The sequence below is a fragment of the Pseudoalteromonas sp. A3 genome (genome assembly GCF_025942345.1).
Taxonomy (GTDB): Bacteria; Pseudomonadota; Gammaproteobacteria; order Enterobacterales; family Alteromonadaceae; genus Pseudoalteromonas; species Pseudoalteromonas atlantica.
The window spans coordinates 647,505-666,298 of the sequence record NZ_JAPCKL010000002.1 but is presented as its reverse complement, the minus strand read 5'-3'; the positions used below and the strand labels follow the sequence as shown (position 1 = coordinate 666,298).

The window sequence follows — 18,794 nt, the reverse complement described above, 5'->3', positions numbered from 1 at the left end:
AAAGTCAGGGCTTTATCTACGGAGCAGTATTAAATACTAGGCGCAAAGGCAAGCTCACTGACTTCGATGTGATAAATGATAGCTAATCATTTATCACATCGAGTTCAGTGAGCTTGCCTCGACGTCTACAAGTCAAGTTAACGTCGGAGCTACCTCCTGTAGACGTGCATTGCTTTTGTTTAAAAGTGATTATGTCACCACTGAGAACACCGAGAAGATAATGAGAAGTGATGAACCAAACCCGTGTTTTCTATATGTAGCGCAAAGCGCCTCTGTGTACTTTATGGTGGAGTTAATGAGTAGCAGCGGCTTTATACCACGAAGAAATTAATACCAAACGCGAGGTGAACTCCAGCTACGCGGTTAGCTCGTGCTGTGCAGACGTGCAGCTTGCTGGCGCTTTAAAAGTAGCGCTTTTATAGGCATAAAAAAAGCCGCATAAAATGCGGCTTTGGGGGTTTAGTCTCACTTCACTTTGGGCGTGTCTCCAAAACTTAGTGAATACGTTACCAAGGAACTGTTTGCTAATTTAATAAAATTGCGTTTATTAAATAGACTCTAAAGCAATTTTAACCATTTCGTTAAATGTGCTTTGGCGCTCATCCGCAGGTGTTGCTTCACCGGTGATCACGTGGTCACTTACGGTAAATAGTGCCATTGCGTTAGCACCATACTCTGCCGCTACACCATATAAACCTGCTGTTTCCATATCTACAGCTAGTACACCTAGTTTATCTAGGTCTTTGTAGAATGTGTCGTCAGCTTGGTAGAAGGTATCGGTAGTAAATACGTTACCTACTTTTGCTTTAATGCCTAGGTCTTTAGCGGCGTTAACACCGTTTAAAAGTAGATCAAAGTTAGCAATTGCTGAAAAATCGTAACCACGAACGCGTGCACGGTTTACGTTTGAGTCGGTGCTTGCGCCTTGTGCAAAAATTACGTCGCGAATTTTAATATCTGTACCAATACCACCACAGGTACCGATACGAATAATATTTTTTACGCCAAAGCTTACAATTAACTCACGCGCATAAATAGACATAGATGGTATGCCCATGCCCGAACCCATAATACTTACAGGTTTACCTTTATATGTGCCTGTAAAGCCGTACATGTTACGTACGCCTGTTACTTGTACTGCATCATCTAAAAAGTTTTCAGCAATGTATTGTGCACGAAGCGGATCGCCCGGCATTAATACTGTTTCAGCGAAGTCACCAACGTTTGCACTAATATGCGGAGTACTCATTAATTGTTTTCCTTTTTATTTAGGCGCGTTTAGCTTATTTAAAAAGCCGTCACCGTATTCAAGTGCAGGTAAGTTAAACCACTGTGCAAGGGTTTGGCCTATATCTGCAAAGCTATTGCGCTCGCCAAGCGGGGTATTTTGCATGCCCGGTTGATAAGCTATAACTGGTACATATTCGCGGGTGTGCTCTGAACCTGGAAAGGTTGGGTCACAGCCGTGATCTGCAGTGATCATTAACACGTCATCTGCATTTAATTGGTTTAGTATAGTTGGTAAGTAATCGTCAAATTCTTTTAACGCTTTTGCATAACCAACTGGGTTGCGACGGTGGCCAAACTTTTCGTCAAAATCAACTAAATTGGTAAAAATTAAGCTGTTATCTGGCGCACTTGCTAATACTTCGCTGCTTTTTTCAAGCAAATTCATCAGCCCTGGGGCTTTGTGTTTTTGGGTAATGCCTTGGTGTGCATATATATCTGCAATTTTACCAATGCTTATTACTTCACCGCCGTGTTTAGATAGTACATCTAATAGGGTCGGTGCTGGCGGCAATACTGAATAGTCGCGACGATTACCAGTACGGGCAAAATCTGCGTTGCTTGTGCCTAAAAATGGCCTAGCAATAACACGGCCTATATTTAGTTTATCAAGTAATTCGCGGGCAATTTCACACACTTCGTAAAGGCGCTCAAGGCCAAAAGACTCTTCGTGTGCGGCAATTTGAAACACGCTATCTGCAGAGGTGTAACAAATTGGTTTGCCTGATTTTACATGCTCTTCGCCTAGCTGCTCTAATATGGTAGTGCCTGATGCATGGCAGTTGCCTAAAATGCCAGGTATACCGGTAGCGGCTATAAATTCGTCTACAAATTCTTGTGGAAAACTTGGCTGTGTTTTAGGGAAGTAGCCCCAATCAAATAACACAGGTACGCCGGCCATTTCCCAGTGCCCTGATGGCGTATCTTTACCGCTTGAAAGCTCTTTTGCATAACCCCATGCACCTTGCGATGCTTGACGCTCAGAAACTAAACACGTTTCACCGCCCGCTGCCTCACAGGCATCGATTAAACCTAATTTAGATAAATTAGGTAACGATAACGCTTTACCCGTTTCGTCGTGGTATGCTTTTAATAAGTGGGCGAGTGTATTTGCTCCAACATCACCAAATTTGTCTGCATCGGGTGCTGCGCCTATACCTAGGCTGTCTGCCATTAAGATGATTGCTCTTGCCATGTTGACCTCACTTTGCTTCTAGGTGGTTACTTTATCCGCTGATCGAATTTTCCGTACAGGACATAAGTCCTGTTTCATAAAAGCTAAACATTATAAATTTGCGTTCTTAAGCAAAGCAAAAGAGATTATTCGTGTCTTTTTTGCTATTGTGATCAACCAAACAACTTTTCCTTTCTGTGTGGGTGAGAACTTTAGTGACACGAACTATTATAGCTATTGCTGGCGCATCAGCGTCGGGCAAATCTCTTTTTAGCCAAACTATTTACAATGAGTTGGTTAATGAGCTTGAACCAGGCGCTATCGCCATTATTGAAGAAGATGCTTATTACAAGGATCAGTCGCATTTGCCTATGGAACACCGTACGCAAACTAACTACGACCATCCTGATGCATTTGAACATGAGTTAATGCTTGAACATTTAACTCAACTTCGTAGTGGTAACTCTGTCGAAGTACCTACTTATGATTATGCACAACACACACGAAGCGATGAAACTCGTCGCGTTGCTGCAGCTAAAATTTTAATAGTAGAAGGTATTTTATTATTAAGTGATAAAGCACTTAATAAAGAATTTGATATTAAGGTATTTATAGATACACCCCTTGATATTTGCTTAATGCGTCGTATGCAACGAGACATGGAAAAAAGAGGCAGAACATTACAATCTGTTGTTGAGCAATATCAAGCAACTGTTAGACCGATGTTTTATCAATTTATTGAGCCTTCAAAGCATAACGCTGATTTGGTTGTGACTCGAGGCGGAATGAACCGCGTTGCGATTGATATTATTAAAAGTAAAATTAAGTATTTACTACAAGAATAATAACGGGAAACATCTGTATGACAACATTTATGAGCTTAGTAGGCATGTTTGTACTACTAAGTATTGCTTTTGCGGCTTCGACTAATCGTAAAGCAATAAACTTACGCACCGTAGCGATAGCCTTTGCTATGCAAGTAGTTATTGGTGGGTTTGTACTGTTTTTTGAAGCAGGTAAAAATGTGTTAGCAAGTATGTCTAGTGCCGTCTCTTCGGTAATTAGCTTTGCAAACGACGGGATTGGGTTTTTATTTGGCCCACTTGCTTCGCAAGATACACTCGGTTTTATTTTTGCTATTCAAGTTTTACCGGTCATTGTGTTTTTCTCAGCACTTGTTGCTGTGCTTTACCACATTGGCATTATGGATTGGATAATTAAAATTTTGGGCGGCGGTTTACAAAAACTATTGAAAACCTCGCGCACAGAATCGCTCTCAGCAACGGCTAATATATTTGTAGGCCAAACTGAAGCACCCTTAATAGTTAAGCCGTTTATAGCAACCATGACTAAGTCTGAGTTGTTTGCAGTAATGGTAGGTGGTTTAGCCACGGTAGCAGGCTCTGTAATGGCAGGTTACGTAATTATTGGTGTAGAGCTTAAGTATTTAATTGCCGCTAGCTTTATGGCTGCACCAGGTGGGTTTTTAATGGCCAAAATGATTGTGCCAGAGACCGAAACACCTAAAGATACGCTTGCTGATTTAGACACCGATGAAGACAAGCCAGTTAATGTTATTGATGCAGCAGCATCAGGCGCAGCTAACGGCATGCATTTAGCGCTAAATGTGGGCGCAATGCTATTAGCTTTCGTAGCATTAATAGCGTTATTAAACGGTTTACTAGGCGGTATTGGTGGGTGGTTTGATTACCCTACTTTAACGCTACAAGAAATTTTAGGTTATGTATTTGCTCCTGTTGCATGGTTACTTGGCGTACCATGGGATGAGGCAATCATAGCAGGTAGTTTTATTGGTCAAAAGTTAGTAGTAAATGAATTTGTTGCTTACTTAGACTTTATAAATTATCGCGATACGTTAAGTGCGCACACTCAAGCAATTGTAACATTTGCGTTATGTGGGTTTGCTAATCTATCGTCGATAGCTATTTTACTAGGTGGATTAGGCGGTATGGCGCCTAGTCGGCGAAAGGATATCGCACGCTTAGGGCTCAGAGCAGTGTTAGCAGGATCTATGGCTAACCTTATGAGCGCAGCAATTGCTGGGTTTTTCCTCTCGCTAGCTTAGAAACTTAATGAGATGAACACCGGTGTTGCAAAACAAGAAGATAGTACTTTAAGGGGTTAAAGCACTATCTGACTTGAACGATACTTCACCAAGGGCCGCAAGGCCCTTTTATCGTTTTAGGGCCCTTATAAATATATTCTTCCTGTTAAAAACAACTTTCTCTTTCTTACCTTTAAGTACATATACGCGCATGGCTTTTTATATTTTTGCGATAAATTTGTATTATTGAAAAGTGGTAAATTATAAATTTTAGGCCACACTTAGGTTTATCCTAATGTAACCTACTGTTTTATTGATGTTCTACCTTTAAGCACACTCATAAAATAGCCGCTGTTGATAAGTCGATTTATATAAATGCGTAAACTTTTATTAGTATTGTTGTTTGTTTTTTTTAATAGCTACGCAAGCTCTGACCCTCTTTTAGTTGTCACGGAACTCTCGCCGCCCGATCAAATACTCGTTGATGGAAAAGTGACAGGCAAAGGCACTGAGTTTATAAGGGCTATTTTTGCAAAGGCGAACCTAACGCCCGACATACAAATGTATCCATGGGCGCGAGCATTTAGACTTGCCAGTACTATTCAAAACACCTTCATTTACACCATAGCGCGCACCAAAGGGCGAGAAAACAACTTTCATTGGATAGGCCCAGTCTCGCATTTTGAACTTGCTTTTGTTGCGCTTAAAGAGCGTGACGACATAATTATTAACAATACTGAGGAAGCAAAAAAATACAAAATAGCGATGCAACGCAACGACTTTTCTACAGATATATTAACCAACTTGGGGTTTGAGGTTGTGCTAACCACCGATATACAAAAATCGTATGCGTTATTGGTTGCCAAAAAAGTAGACTTAATTGTTGATGACCCCGAACTAATACATCAAATAAGTCAGTATTTGCCCACCCCTGACGCTGAATTTAAAGCCATATATAATGTAGAAGAACTCAAGGTAGATGCCTATTTGGCAGCAAATAAAAACACCGATATGCGCTATATAAACGCGCTACAAAAAGCCTTTTACACACTTAAAAATACCCAAGGGCTACCCTAGCACCTAAGCTAAACCTTGCTTGTTTAAGCGCAGTTTTAACGCTTAGTTACGTTAATTAGTGAAGTAATGAAGTCTAAAATAGGGGCTTAGTGATTAATTATTGCTATATGGCGCTATGAACGAATCGAGACTGCGCTCTTGTTTTAGCACTTTAAAGGCGCGTTGAAAGCGCTCTACTATGTCCTTCGGCACCGCTTTATTAAACGCTAAATAATTATCTTTAAGGTCGTTACTTACAGGTAGCTCAGTGAGTTGCTCTACATCAAGTAAGCTCACGTTATAAGGCTTTAATTGGTTATAAATAACGTGCTCCGAGCCTAAAATAAGATCTATTTTATTGTTTATAAAAAGCTGAATATATTGTTGCTCCTCACCAAACGTCATTAAGTTTTGCCCATTTACAAACCCTATTTTTTTGACCAATGATTGATATATATCTCCCCTTACCATGCCTAACGAATAAAGAGTGGTGTCGTTAAGGGTATTTACAGTGACATCAGGACGGCTTTTTAACTTATAAAAATAAGTTCGTGCAGTAGTTAACGGACCAAGCCAATTAAATAAAGGAATTCGGTTAGTATGTTGCGCCATTGAAAAAATGGCTGAATAAGGCTTTTTATGCACAAGCATTGCGGCACGCTTCCAAGGCATGACTTTAAAGTCGCACTCTACTTCTGCTTTAATACACAGTGCGTTGACTATATCGTAGTTAGCGCCAACAAGTTGGCCGTGCTCGTTTATAAAATTATAAGGTGCAAACTGATCTGTATAAATAACTAACTTAAAATGGTTTGCATAAGTAAATGTGCTAAAGAAGAAACAAGCAATAAAAGGAAAGAGTTTTAGAATAACCGCACCACTACATTAATTTATATTATTAAATGATAGATGGCGCTATTTTACAGTCAAATTTTAGACACAAAAAAAGCGCCTTAAGCGCTTTTTTTATTTTTACTTTAAAAGTAAAAATTATAACGGAGTGATGTTATCCGCTTGAGGACCTTTTTGACCTTGTGAAAGAGTGAACTCTACACGTTGGCCTTCAGCTAAAGTTTTGAAACCTTCGCTTTTGATTGCTGAGAAATGTGCGAAAACGTCTGGACCGTTTTCTTGCTCGATGAAACCAAAACCTTTAGACTCGTTGAACCACTTAACTGTACCTGATACGATGTTAGACATTGTAATATCCTGATATAAAAATAAAAAATATGCTCATAAGAGCGGGTGTAGCAAAAAATGAGATGGTACTTAAAAACTTCAGGACGGTACTACAAGTATTACTTATACAACAACGAAATGGAGATTTATAAATTACATGCTTTCTTTCTAGCTGCGGCCTACTATATAGAGTTAACTATTTATGTCAAGCCTTTATAGTAATGCAGGCAATAAATAGTGTTTGTGCTTAGCCTTTAATAACTCCCGTGGCTAGCCTATAGCTTAACCCCTGCGCGGCTTTAATAGTTAACTGGCCAATTAAAACAATGAACTATTTAATCTTTAGTTTTTAAAAGCGGTGGCAGTGAGTACAGCTAATTTAACACCTACTCACCATTTAGATAAAACGTATTCAGCCATGATACACGCCTTACAATTTACCCTGTGTATACAAACAGCTGCACTTTGCAGTTGTACACAAAAATAGATAAGCTACTGCCACTTATCTATTTAGCGTTGGAGTGTGTTTTGCTAAATAAATGCTTTATTTCGTCTGTTGTTTTTTTATCTGGGTGTTTAATGCCATTACAATCTTCTTTTGCAAAGCCTACACTGTCTCTTGAACAACAATTGGGGCAAAAACTAATTCTCGATTTACGCTATTTTTGTCAGCAAGGGTCAAGCAAACAATGCAGAACACCGGTTACTACCCTACCTGATGAACTAGCAGCGGCCATTGCAAAGCATAATATTGGTGGTGTAATTTTATTTTCTGAAAACACCCAATCTATTGAGCAAACCATTACCCTTAATAGCCAATTACAAGCTGCGGCGAGTAAATCAAGTTCAAAGCTGCCGTTATTTATTTCGATAGACCAGGAAGGCGGCCGAGTAGCGCGTTTACCTCGCGATGTTGCCACTTCATTTACTGGTAATATGTCTATTGGTGCAACCTATAAAAAGTATGGCACTCAATACGCAACCCAAACTGCCACTGTTATAGCTAAAGAGCTAAATTCGTTAGGTATTAATGTTAACTATGCCCCTACGATAGATGTAAACATGAACCCAGATAACCCGGTAATTAATGTGCGCTCGTTTGGTGAAAACCCAGCGCTTGTCAGTAAGCTAGGCGCAGCACAAGTGGCAGGATTTGAGAGCAACGGCGTTATTACATCGTTAAAGCACTTCCCAGGGCACGGCGATACCAACGTAGACAGCCACACAGGGTTACCACAAGTAAATCACTCCAAAGAAGACATATACCAACAAGACTTAGCTCCCTTTAAACACATAATTGCCACGCAAAACCCAGGTATGATTATGACGGCGCATATTCAATACCCACAACTCGATAACAGTACGTTTGTAAGTGTTGATGGCAAAAGCATGATAAAACCCGCCACTATGTCGCGTACTATAATTACTGACATTTTAAGAGGGGAGTTAAATTATCAAGGTGTGGTGGTAACCGACGCTTTAGATATGGCCGGCATTAGTCATTTTTTCACCCCAACCCAAGCGGTAATCAATACCTTTGCAGCAGGCGTTGACCTAGCGCTTATGCCAATAGAGATCAGAACACCGACTGATTTAAACGCACTCGACAAACTTATGGATGAATTAGTCGCATCTGTTAATAATAAACAACTCAGTAAAGACGAAGTGGCTCAATCGGCTGCACGTATAACCGCTTTAAAAAATAAATTTAAATTAACCACACAGCTAGACCCATTAAGCACTTTGGCTAAAGCAAAAGATATTATTGGCTCTCAAGCACATCGCAAAATAGAAGCTGAGCTTGCCGTAAATGCTATTACCGAGGTTAAAAATAATAATGCATTGCCTCTTAATTTAAGAAAAGGGCAACACATCCATATTATTATGCCCGATACCCGAAAATGCATGGCCATGCAGCAAGCGCTTAGCGCTATAAGTACTGCGGCGCTTAAATATAGTTGCAGTAGTTTACAAGGGTTTGACCCTGTAAAGGCGCATAGCTTAATTAAAAATGCAGATGTTGTTATTGCAGGCAACGCTACGCCTAATCAAAGCGCTGTAGAGATTGGCGGAATGGATGATTTAAAAGACGACCCTCGCTTTGCACTCAATACCGCTGAGCAACCTAAAGCGCTGTCATCATTACTGGATATAGCTGCATCAGTGAATAAAAAAACAATATTTATAAGTTTACGTGCCCCCTACGACATAGCGCAGTTTGGCAGCAGAGCTAATGCAGTTCTTGCTTCTTATGCGTATAATATAGATACAGATAAAAACAATGCTGTTGCAGGGCCTGCGTTTACAGCGCTTGCTAAGGTATTGTTAGGCAATGCACACGCTCATGGCGTACTGCCAGTTACCATAAAATAATAATAACAAGGGATAAAAAATGAAACTGAATTGCGATTTAGGCGAAAGCTTTGGCGCATGGAAAATGGGATTAGATGATGAGGTAATGCCTCATATTGATATGGCAAATATTGCGTGTGGTTTTCATGGTGGAGACCCAGATGTAATAGCCGACACGTTGTATTTAGCAAAACAGCACAATGTACAAATAGGTGCGCACCCAAGTTACCCCGACCAACAAGGCTTTGGCAGGCGCTCTATGGCGCTTAGCGCGCAAGAACTGACCAATTGCTTACATTACCAAATTGCCGCCCTTGATGGCATGGCTAAAGTACAAGGCTTAACACTTAGCTATGTGAAGCCACATGGTGCTTTATATAACGACATGATGAAAAACGATCATATTTTACAAACAGTTATTACTGCCATAGCGCACTACCCTGCACCACTAAAGCTTATGCTACTAGCCACAAAAGATTCTGCAAAACACACCTTTGCCGCCAATAGTTTAGGTGTAGATCTTATTTTAGAAGCCTTTGCTGATAGGCAATATACAGACGAAGGGCATTTAGTATCTCGCCACCTTGATGGCAGCGTTCACGACAAGCCAGCACTTTTAGCACAAGTAAAACAGCTATTAACCGAAGGCTGTGTAACCACTCGCTCAGGGAACACCCTAAACTTATATGCCAACAGTTTGTGCGTGCATGGCGATAACGCAGCCGGTATAGCTCTTATTAAAGAAATTAAATCACTGTGTGCATCAGCAACCTAACCTTGCTTTTAACTCGTTATTAAGCCTCAAGCTATAAAACGCATGTTTGCTTTAAAAACTACTTAGCTGTAAAGGGGCTTTACAGCTTTAACCTCCATTTAGTCCAATCATGTACAACCTAATATCGCTTTAAAAGAGCGCAACAACACAGCACAGTAACAAAGCATAAGTAACAAAGCGCTGAAATACTTGGCGCTGCATATAAAAATTTAACGCAGTAAGCCCGCTATTTATTACTATAAAGTAACCATGCTTTACTTAAACGGGTATTAAATTATAGTTTCACCGCATCGCGCTTTTCATCCCTTTCCTACTGACATATAACTACATATACAAAAACCACAGCAGGGAATACAAATGAAGACGCTTTTAACACTTAGTTTAAGTAGTAGTTTATTACTTGGTAGTTGCCAGTTAGCTTTTGCAAAGGACAACATATTACAGCTACAAGATGTGTTTAATCTTGAATACGCCAATCAAATTGATATAACAGACGATGGTAAAACGGTGTACTTTGTACGTAACCGTATGGATATAAAAACGGACCGTAAAGTCAGTAATATTTGGTCAGTTGATTATAAAACTAAACAACTGCAACCGCTTACCTCGGGCGTGCATATGGATCACTCCCCGGTACTATCGCCAGATGGGCAACGCCTTGCGTTTATATCTAACCGCGATGGCAGCAGCCAAATTTATATGAAGTGGCTTAAAACAGGTGCTGTAGCAAAAATTAGTAACCTAACCAGCAGCCCACGCGCAATTACCTGGCATCCAGACTCTCAGCAGCTTATTTTTAGTATGTTTGTACCAAGTAGCAGTGCACCACCTGTTAACTTACCTGGCAAGCCTAAAGGTGCTACATGGGCAGAACCTGCTAAATTTATAGACGATGTATACTACCGCGCCGACGGAGGCGGTTATAGCCAAAAAGGATTTAGTCAATTATTTGCAATAGATGCAAATGGCGGCAATGCAAAGCAGCTCACACACGATGAGTTTAATAACGCCGGCGAAGTAAGCTTTAGTAAAAACGGCAATAGCCTTTATTTTTCAGCCAATCGGCATGAGCAAAATCACCTAAAGCCCACTAATAGTGAAATTTACCAGCTTAATTTAAGCACCTTAAAAATTGCTGCCATTACCAATAGAAACGGCCCTGACCAACAACCTAAAGTATCTCCCGATGGGCGCTACCTAGCCTTTACAGGGTATGATGACAAACGCACCAATTACGAAAACACGCAGCTTTATATTCGTGATTTAAAAACGGGCGATACAAAAAGCCTAACCCCTAATTTTGATAGAAGTGTGGGGCAAATTAAATGGAGTGCCAATTCAAAAGGGGTTTACTTTAGCTACGCAGACGAAGGCCAAACCGCCCTTGCCTACCAACCACGCAGTGGTAAGCGTAAAGTGCTCACCGAGCAAATAGGTAGCGTTGCGTTTGGTCGTCCTTATTCGGGCGGCGATTTTGATGTAAGCGAAGATGGCGATATTGCTTTTACACTTGCCGATACTCAGCGCCCTGCAGATATAGCCACTATAAAACGAGGCAAAGCTCGTCGCCTCACTACACTCAATGCCGATGCGTTAGGCGATAAAGAACTTGCCAACGTAGAAGAAATTTGGCTTAAATCGAGCCACGACCAGCTGCCAATTCAAGGTTGGATTGCATACCCTCCTGGGTTTGATAAATCAAAAAAATACCCACTTGTTTTAGAAATTCATGGCGGCCCTGTGGCCAATTATGGCCCTCACTTTAGTACCGAGGTGCAATTGTTTGCAGCCAAAGGGAACGTGGTTTTATACATGAATCCACGAGGCAGTGACTCATACGGTAAAACGTTTGCCCAAACAATTCATCATAATTACCCAAGTAACGATTTTGATGATTTAATGACCGGCGTTGATGCACTAATAGCGAAAGGCTTTATTGATGAGTCTAAACTATTTGTAACAGGTGGTTCTGGCGGTGGTGTATTAACCGCATGGATTGTAGGGCACACCGACAGGTTTGCTGCTGCAGTGGTGGCTAAACCCGTTATTAATTGGATCAGCTTTGTACTAACTGCCGACTTTTATCCATTTTTTGCCGATTACTGGTTCCCAGGTAAACCTTGGGATCATATTGAGCACTATATGAAACGCTCACCTATTAGCTATGTAGGTAACGTAACAACGCCCACTATGCTTTTAACAGGGGAGGCAGACTACCGTACCCCTATTTCTGAAACCGAGCAGTTTTATCAAGCCCTTAAGTTGCAAGGTGTTGATACCGCCATGGTGCGTATTCCTAATGCATCACACGGTATTACGGCGCGCCCTTCTAATTTAATGACTAAGGTGGCTTACATTCAATGGTGGTTTGATAAACACTCAAACAAAAAATAAGCTCCGTGTTTAGGTTTAAAAATAGCCACACCTAAGTGGCTATTTTTTTGTAATTACCCACGCTTAGGTTAATTAATGCCAAACTGTAAACCCCCTTTACAGTTTTGAGCTTATCCATATCGGACTTATGGCATTTTTCAGTTAGTAAAATTTCGGTTTATTGCAATTTTAATTGCTTGAGTTGGTAAAAAATCGGTTTGAGCCACTGTTTATAAGCACTCAGTTAGTAAAAAATTGTTTTATAAAGGCACCAGGTTAGTAAAATTTCGGTTTATTATTTTACTTATACTTAGTAAAACAGCTAAAAACAGCCTTTTAATAGGGGGATTTTGCACTTTAAAGCGGCTTTACAGTAAAAAAGCAGCCATATAGCTGTACTTAATATCTACCTAGTTAAATTGTGATCCAGACTAAATTCAGCCGAGTCTGATTTATATTAATACAATAAAAAAGGGCCTTACGGCCCTTGAGTAACACTATCTAGAAAAGTTAAAACTGATTCATGGTGTTATCTTCACCACCGGCTTTAAGTGCGTTTTCACCAGAGAAGTACTCTTTGTGCGTATCGCCAATATTAGACCCAGCTAAATCTTGGTGCTTAACTGAGGCTTGTTCGCGGCGAATTTCTTGACGTTGTACATCACGTACATAAGCAAGCATGCCCATATCACCAAAGTAACCTTCTGATAAAATATCGGTGCTTAGTGCAGCCGTATGGTATGTAGGCAGTGTAATTAAGTGATGGAAAATACCCGCTTCACGTGCACCATCGCGCTGGAAGTTTTGCACTAATACATCCGCTTCAGCAGCAAGCTCTGTATCGTCCATTTCTGGCGCCATTAGGCCTTTATTATCGCCAAGGCTTGGGTAAGCGCTCAAGTCGCGACCCGCTTCTTGCCACTCTTGGTACACTTGCTCACGGAATTTGAGCGTCCAGTTGAATGACGGTGAATTGTTATAAACAAGCTTAGCATCAGGTACTTGCTCTTTAACGCGGTTAACTAGCTCTGCAATTTGCTTAACATGTGGTTTTTCGGTTTCAATCCACAATAAATCAGCGCCCGATTGTAAGCTTGTTACACAATCTAGTACCACGCGGTCTTTTTCAGTGCCTTCGCGGAACTGGTATAAACCGTTTTCTAAACGCGTTGGCTTACATAATTGGCCATTAATTTTCATTGCCGTATCGCCTTCTTTTAAATCATCTACACCGTTAATAGGTGTGGTTTCTAAAAACGCGTTGTACTGGCTAGCTAAGTCACCTGGCGTTTGTGACACAGGCACTTTTTGCGTAAGGCTTGCACCTAATGAGTCGGTACGCGCAACAATAATACCGTTATCAATACCGAGTTCTAGAAATGCGTAACGTACAGCGTTAATTTTTGCTAAAAAATCTTCGTGCGGTACAGTTACTTTGCCTGCTTGGTGACCACATTGTTTAGCGTCAGACACTTGGTTTTCTATTTGAATGGCACACGCACCTGCTTCAATCATCTTTTTAGCAAGTAAGTAGGTTGCTTCTTCGTTACCAAAACCAGCATCAATATCGGCAATAATAGGCACTACATGTGTCTCAAAATTATCAATTTTATCAAGCACCGCTTGCACATCGCCGCCATTGGCTTTCGCTTCGTCTAGATCATTAAATAAGTGGTCTAGTTCACGGGCATCGGCTTGTTTTAAAAACGTATAAATTTCTTCAATAAGCGCAGGCACTGAGGTTTTTTCGTGCATGCTTTGATCCGGTAACGGGCCAAATGCAGAGCGAAGTGCAGCAACCATCCAACCACTTAAGTAAACATAACTGCGCTTAGTTGTTTTTTGATGACGCTTTATTGCCATCATCATTTGTTGCGCAGTAAAACCATGCCAACAACCTAAAGACTGTGTGTATTGGCTGGTGTCTTTATCGTAAGCGGCCATATCTTCACGCATTACATCTGCGGTGTATTGTGCAATTTCAATCCCTGTACGAAAGCGGTTTTGTAAACGCATGCGGCTTGCATATTCAGGGTTAATGGCTTTCCATGCGCTACCTTGAGATTGGCAAAGTGTTGCTAGAGTATCGGTTTCACGTGTGTATGTTGTCATAATAAAATCCTTCGAACGGGTCTATAAATTATTTAAATTATTGTGAGAGTGGCTAGGAGTGTGTGCTCCGTATCGCTTAATTCAACATTAGGCTTATTTTTTAGATTTAGTAAATTTATAGTTGTTATTACCGCTATATTTTTTGTGAATGGCTAAAAAGCACGCACTGAGCCTTTTTTGCGTTATTGTTGCTTTAACGCACACAACAACACCGCGACCGTTTAAGGAAGGTAAATATGGCACACACTCTCACACACTCAGGGCTAAGCGTAGATACACAGCTGGCCAACTTTGTAAAAACACAGCTACTCCCAGGCACTCATTTATCTGAGCAGCAATTTTGGCAAAGCTTTGCAAACATAGTACAAACGCTTACCCCGAAAAATAACGCTCTTTTAGCTAAGCGCGAGCAGCTACAACAACAAATAGATGACTACCATAAAACAAATAAAACGTGGGATAGCGCGCAGTACCAAGCGTTTTTAACAGACATTGGCTACCTAGTACCAGAGCCTGCAGACTTTGCCATTGAAACGCAAAATGTAGAGCCCGAAATAGCACTCAGCGCAGGCCCTCAGCTTGTTGTGCCTGTTAGCAACGCACGTTTTGCGCTTAATGCGGCTAACGCGCGCTGGGGTTCGTTATACGATGCGCTGTACGGCACCGACGTATTAAGTGAAGACGACGGCGCTGAAAAAGGCACTACGTATAATCCAGTTCGTGGTTTTAAAGTAATGGCGTATGCGCGCCAATTTTTAGATAAAGCCCTGCCCCTTAAAAATGGCTCACACATAGAAAGCACTAACTACTCAATTGTTGAAGGCGCCTTGTCTATCACCCTAAGAGACAGCTCGCATACTCAATTAAAAAACCCTGAGCAACTTATTGGCTACCAAGGCGAGGCGCAAAACCCAAGTGCTATTTTATTAAAAAACAATGGCCTGCATGTAGAGCTGCAAATAGACCATCACCACCCTATTGGCCAAGCCGACAAAGCAGGATTAAAAGATGTTTTGCTTGAAGCTGCACTAACAACCATTATGGATTGCGAAGACTCTGTTGCCGCAGTAGATGCCGAAGATAAGGTACAAGTTTACAAAAACTGGCTGGGTTTAATGCAAGGTAACTTGGTTGAATCGTTTAAAAAAGGCGATAAAACCATAGAGCGTACTTTACAAAGCGATAGGCAATATACAGCCCTTGATGGCAGTAGCCTTACGCTTAAAGGCCGCAGCATGATGTTTGTCCGTAATGTAGGCCACTTAATGACAAACCCTGCTATTACCGACATTTACGGCCAACCCGTATTTGAAGGCATTATGGATGCGATGTTTAGCGCAACCGCAGCCCTGCACGATTTAAATAAAAAAACAGGTATTAAAAACACCAGTGCGCAAAGCATCAATATTGTAAAACCCAAAATGCATGGCCCTGAAGAAGTTGCTTTTACAAATACGCTTTTTACCATGGTAGAAGAAGCGCTTAGCTTGCCAAAAAACACCCTAAAAATGGGGATTATGGATGAAGAGCGCCGTACTTCAGTAAATTTAAAAGCCTGTATACACGCAGCCAAAGCGCGCGCGGTGTTTATAAATACTGGCTTTTTAGACCGCACGGGCGATGAAATTCATACCTCTATGCACGCAGGGGTCGCTTTGCCAAAAGCCGCTATTAAAGCTCAGCCGTGGATCAAAGCATACGAAGACCGTAACGTTGATACAGGCCTTGCCTGCGGCCTAAGCGGTAAAGCACAAATAGGTAAAGGTATGTGGCCTATGCCAGATAAAATGGCACTTATGATGGAGCAAAAGCTTGCTCATGTGCAATCTGGCGCTAATACCGCGTGGGTGCCCTCGCCTACCGCAGCCACTTTGCACGCTATGCATTATCACGATGTAGATGTATTTACCGAGCAAAAGGAAATTGCCAAACGAGATATAGCAAGCCTTACTGATTTACTTACACCTCCTTTAATGGCTCAGCCGCAAACGCTCAGTAAAGAAGATATTCAAAGTGAGCTTGAGAACAATGCACAAGGCATTTTAGGCTACGTAGTACGCTGGATAGACCAAGGTATTGGCTGCTCAAAAGTGCCTGATATTAACCACATAGGCTTAATGGAAGACAGAGCAACCTTGCGTATTTCAAGTCAACATATGGCAAATTGGCTACAGCATGGGGTGTGTACTCAACAACAAATAGAGTCGATTATGGCTAAAATGGCTAAAGTGGTTGATGGCCAAAATGAGCACGACAGCGCGTACAAGCCAATGGCACAAAGCGACGAGTCACTTAAAAATAGTATTGCTTATCAAGCCGCTTTAGCACTTGTATTAGAAGGTGCTAAGCAGCCAAGTGGCTACACCGAGCCCCTATTACACAGTTACCGCTTAAAATATAAAGCAAAACACCATAACCTAGCTGAATAGTTAACATTAGTTTAACAACAAAAAAGCGCGTTTTGCCTACACAAAACGCGCTTTTTGTTTATTAGGGCGTGTTGATCTTTGCAGATTGAAATTTGTTCAACCTAGGGGCGATCAAGTCGCGGCGCGAGGTTTGTAACCTAGTGGGCTAAGTAAAAACCGAGCAAGGCTTCCGCGTCCTGCTCACGCCCCTTACCTACATCCATGTAGGCAACAAAGAGTTTATCGCCCCCCTAGGCAGAACCCAAAAGGGCAGCGTATTTTTGGTATTTATGCTACGTTATCGCCTATTTATGGGGAATAACCACACTTCATAGGCTCTGCCTTGCCTAAAAACCAAACATACTGCTGCAAATTCAAGCGCCAAAGGTCAACACGCCCTAGTCCCGTTATTTATTTAGTGCTCACTGTACCTAGCGCTAAATTAATTTTTAATTATTGCATTGTGATACACGTTTTGAACGTCATCACAGTCTTCAAGCATGTTGATGAACTTGTCAAAATTAGCAATAACTTCTTCATCTTCAATTTCTACATGCACTTGCGGAACAAACGTAATTTCATCTACTTCAAAGTTAATCCCTTCAAAGTTTTCCTCAAGCGCTGTTTTCGCTTTATAGTACTCAGTATGGGGTGCAAATACCGACACTTTACCATTTTCAACTTCAACGTCGGTTACATCAACGTCAGCCATCATTAGTGCTTCAAGTACCACTTCGTCATCGTCACCGGCAAAACCAAGTACAGCAAGATGATCAAACATATGTGCAACACAGCCCGGTGTACCAATTTTTGAATCTGTTTTGGTAAACGGTAAACGTACGTCTTTAATTGTACGGTTTGGGTTGTCGGTTAAGCAATCAACAATAACCATGCAGTTACCTGGGCCATAGCCTTCGTAACGTGCGGGAGAATAATCTTCCCCTGCCCCACCGGCTGCTTTTTCAATTGCTTTTTCTATTACGTGAGCAGGAACCTGGTCTTTTTTTGCTTTTTCTATTAGACGACGCAGTGATTGATTGACATCGGGGTCTGGTTCGCCATTTTTAGCGGCAACATAAATTTCTTTACCGTACTTTGAGTTAACTTTAGTTTTTGCGTTGGCTGTCTTAGCCATCGAGCTCTTACGGACTTCAAATGCTCTGCCCATCTTGTGCCTCTAATCAATACGTTAATTTTGCCATATTTTACCAATTCAAACCCTATTGGGCTAGGGTCTGTTGAACTTTACAAACTGAATTTGAAACAACCTAATTGCTAAATAAATAAGGCCGAGCCTATGCAAATAATACAGGAGTAATTACGCAACAATAAAAGTTATGCGCTATTTAACATAACTCCACTTTTTGTGAGTAACTTTCGACTAAAGTAACTAACTCGGTAAATTCACGTAAAACGTAATCAGCTTGGTCGGCATAAATAGGCACCGCGTTTGGCGCGTACAAACAAGCGCGCATATTTGCATTATGTGCTGCTTGAATGTCGTATAAAAAATCCCCTACGTATAACAAGTTGCTGGCGTTTATATTCCAAAGCGTGGCAATTGCATTTAAGGCACTGGGATCGGGTTTGGCTGGGGCATCGCTACGGGTTAATACCGTTTCGATAGGTAGCGGGTTATTTTGTAGCTTTATTGCTGCCGCTTTATCAAAATTGCGGGTAACAATAGCCATAGGAATATTTTTAACTTTAAGGGCGTTAACGGCTTCGGTTACGCCTGGCAATATAGTGGCAAACTGAGCGTCTTGCAGCTCGTGCTGATGCACTATATTCATCGCTTCTTCACGCATGTAGGGCGATGGAAGCTGGGCAATATAATCAAGTAGGTCTTGCTCGCATGGGCAACCTATTTGTGCTTTTATAAGAGAGAAATCTAACTCAGACGATACTAACGTGCCATCTAAATCAAATATAACTCCTTGAATAGCCTCTACTTGAGCTTTCATATCATTCCTTGAATGGGGTAAAAATCAATACAACATGTGTACACATAAT

The 18,794-nt window shown here is 41.2% G+C and carries 14 protein-coding genes; 7 read left to right on the top strand and 7 right to left on the bottom strand.

Annotated elements, in window-relative coordinates; all coding sequences use genetic code 11:
* Positions 1 to 547: 547 nt before the first annotated feature.
* Both deoD and OIZ54_RS06060 read right to left on the bottom strand, forming a co-directional pair.
* On the bottom strand, positions 548 to 1,249 hold the full coding sequence (gene deoD, locus OIZ54_RS06065; RefSeq protein ID WP_004587192.1) for a purine-nucleoside phosphorylase: 702 nt from the start codon (positions 1,247 to 1,249) through the stop codon (positions 548 to 550).
* A gap of 15 nt (positions 1,250 to 1,264) precedes the next feature.
* Positions 1,265 to 2,482 (bottom strand): phosphopentomutase, encoded by a 1,218-nt coding sequence (locus tag OIZ54_RS06060; RefSeq protein ID WP_096042662.1) that lies wholly within the window; start codon positions 2,480 to 2,482, stop codon positions 1,265 to 1,267.
* Positions 2,483 to 2,676: 194 nt separating this feature from the next.
* On the opposite strand from OIZ54_RS06060, the gene udk reads away from it, so the two are divergent.
* From udk to OIZ54_RS06045, 3 genes are all read left to right on the top strand, one after another.
* Complete coding sequence (udk, locus tag OIZ54_RS06055; protein WP_004587190.1) at positions 2,677 to 3,306, top strand: uridine kinase; 630 nt, start codon at positions 2,677 to 2,679, stop codon at positions 3,304 to 3,306.
* Between the two features lie 17 nt (positions 3,307 to 3,323).
* Positions 3,324 to 4,547: a NupC/NupG family nucleoside CNT transporter gene (locus OIZ54_RS06050; RefSeq protein WP_004587189.1), complete on the top strand. Its 1,224-nt coding sequence runs from the start codon at positions 3,324 to 3,326 to the stop codon at positions 4,545 to 4,547.
* 354 nt (positions 4,548 to 4,901) lie between these two features.
* Positions 4,902 to 5,603: a substrate-binding periplasmic protein gene (locus OIZ54_RS06045; protein WP_055254351.1), complete on the top strand. Its 702-nt coding sequence runs from the start codon at positions 4,902 to 4,904 to the stop codon at positions 5,601 to 5,603.
* Between the two features lie 93 nt (positions 5,604 to 5,696).
* Here the strand turns inward: OIZ54_RS06045 and OIZ54_RS06040 are convergent, their stop codons facing one another.
* Together OIZ54_RS06040 and OIZ54_RS06035 are read right to left on the bottom strand one after the other, a co-directional pair.
* Positions 5,697 to 6,377 carry a substrate-binding periplasmic protein gene (locus tag OIZ54_RS06040; protein ID WP_084554486.1) on the bottom strand — a complete coding sequence of 227 codons (681 nt, stop codon included), beginning with the start codon at positions 6,375 to 6,377 and terminating at the stop codon, positions 5,697 to 5,699.
* Positions 6,378 to 6,572: 195 nt separating this feature from the next.
* On the bottom strand, positions 6,573 to 6,782 hold the full coding sequence (locus OIZ54_RS06035; RefSeq protein ID WP_004587186.1) for a cold-shock protein: 210 nt from the start codon (positions 6,780 to 6,782) through the stop codon (positions 6,573 to 6,575).
* A gap of 558 nt (positions 6,783 to 7,340) precedes the next feature.
* Here OIZ54_RS06035 and OIZ54_RS06030 point away from each other — a divergent pair.
* From OIZ54_RS06030 to OIZ54_RS06020, 3 genes are all read left to right on the top strand, one after another.
* Positions 7,341 to 9,134 carry a glycoside hydrolase family 3 protein gene (locus OIZ54_RS06030; protein ID WP_264389977.1) on the top strand — a complete coding sequence of 598 codons (1,794 nt, stop codon included), beginning with the start codon at positions 7,341 to 7,343 and terminating at the stop codon, positions 9,132 to 9,134.
* Between the two features lie 19 nt (positions 9,135 to 9,153).
* A complete protein-coding gene (locus tag OIZ54_RS06025) occupies positions 9,154 to 9,888 on the top strand; it encodes a 5-oxoprolinase subunit PxpA (RefSeq protein WP_264389976.1) in 735 nt (244 codons plus the stop codon).
* Between the two features lie 357 nt (positions 9,889 to 10,245).
* Positions 10,246 to 12,282: a S9 family peptidase gene (locus tag OIZ54_RS06020; RefSeq protein WP_264389975.1), complete on the top strand. Its 2,037-nt coding sequence runs from the start codon at positions 10,246 to 10,248 to the stop codon at positions 12,280 to 12,282.
* Positions 12,283 to 12,771: 489 nt separating this feature from the next.
* Here the strand turns inward: OIZ54_RS06020 and OIZ54_RS06015 are convergent, their stop codons facing one another.
* On the bottom strand, positions 12,772 to 14,373 hold the full coding sequence (locus tag OIZ54_RS06015; protein ID WP_264389974.1) for an isocitrate lyase: 1,602 nt from the start codon (positions 14,371 to 14,373) through the stop codon (positions 12,772 to 12,774).
* Between the two features lie 236 nt (positions 14,374 to 14,609).
* Between OIZ54_RS06015 and OIZ54_RS06010 the strand changes: the two genes are divergently transcribed.
* Complete coding sequence (locus OIZ54_RS06010) at positions 14,610 to 16,802, top strand: malate synthase G (RefSeq protein ID WP_264389973.1); 2,193 nt, start codon at positions 14,610 to 14,612, stop codon at positions 16,800 to 16,802.
* Between the two features lie 421 nt (positions 16,803 to 17,223).
* Here OIZ54_RS06010 and OIZ54_RS06005 read toward each other — a convergent pair whose 3' ends face one another.
* Together OIZ54_RS06005 and OIZ54_RS06000 are read right to left on the bottom strand one after the other, a co-directional pair.
* A complete protein-coding gene (locus OIZ54_RS06005) occupies positions 17,224 to 17,949 on the bottom strand; it encodes a YebC/PmpR family DNA-binding transcriptional regulator (protein ID WP_024032996.1) in 726 nt (241 codons plus the stop codon).
* 178 nt (positions 17,950 to 18,127) lie between these two features.
* Positions 18,128 to 18,745, bottom strand: coding sequence for an HAD family hydrolase (locus OIZ54_RS06000; RefSeq protein ID WP_004588262.1), 618 nt, complete (start codon positions 18,743 to 18,745; stop codon positions 18,128 to 18,130).
* Positions 18,746 to 18,794: the final 49 nt, after the last annotated feature.

Coding starts and splice junctions, on each gene's coding strand:
- deoD (WP_004587192.1), bottom strand. CDS start 1,249: ATGAGTACTCCGCATATTAGTGCAAACGTTGGTGACTTCGCTGAAACA.
- OIZ54_RS06060 (WP_096042662.1), bottom strand. CDS start 2,482: ATGGCAAGAGCAATCATCTTAATGGCAGACAGCCTAGGTATAGGCGCA.
- OIZ54_RS06050 (WP_004587189.1), top strand. CDS start 3,324: ATGACAACATTTATGAGCTTAGTAGGCATGTTTGTACTACTAAGTATT.
- OIZ54_RS06045 (WP_055254351.1), top strand. CDS start 4,902: ATGCGTAAACTTTTATTAGTATTGTTGTTTGTTTTTTTTAATAGCTAC.
- OIZ54_RS06035 (WP_004587186.1), bottom strand. CDS start 6,782: ATGTCTAACATCGTATCAGGTACAGTTAAGTGGTTCAACGAGTCTAAA.
- OIZ54_RS06030 (WP_264389977.1), top strand. CDS start 7,341: ATGCCATTACAATCTTCTTTTGCAAAGCCTACACTGTCTCTTGAACAA.
- OIZ54_RS06025 (WP_264389976.1), top strand. CDS start 9,154: ATGAAACTGAATTGCGATTTAGGCGAAAGCTTTGGCGCATGGAAAATG.
- OIZ54_RS06020 (WP_264389975.1), top strand. CDS start 10,246: ATGAAGACGCTTTTAACACTTAGTTTAAGTAGTAGTTTATTACTTGGT.
- OIZ54_RS06015 (WP_264389974.1), bottom strand. CDS start 14,373: ATGACAACATACACACGTGAAACCGATACTCTAGCAACACTTTGCCAA.
- OIZ54_RS06010 (WP_264389973.1), top strand. CDS start 14,610: ATGGCACACACTCTCACACACTCAGGGCTAAGCGTAGATACACAGCTG.
- OIZ54_RS06005 (WP_024032996.1), bottom strand. CDS start 17,949: ATGGGCAGAGCATTTGAAGTCCGTAAGAGCTCGATGGCTAAGACAGCC.
- OIZ54_RS06000 (WP_004588262.1), bottom strand. CDS start 18,745: ATGAAAGCTCAAGTAGAGGCTATTCAAGGAGTTATATTTGATTTAGAT.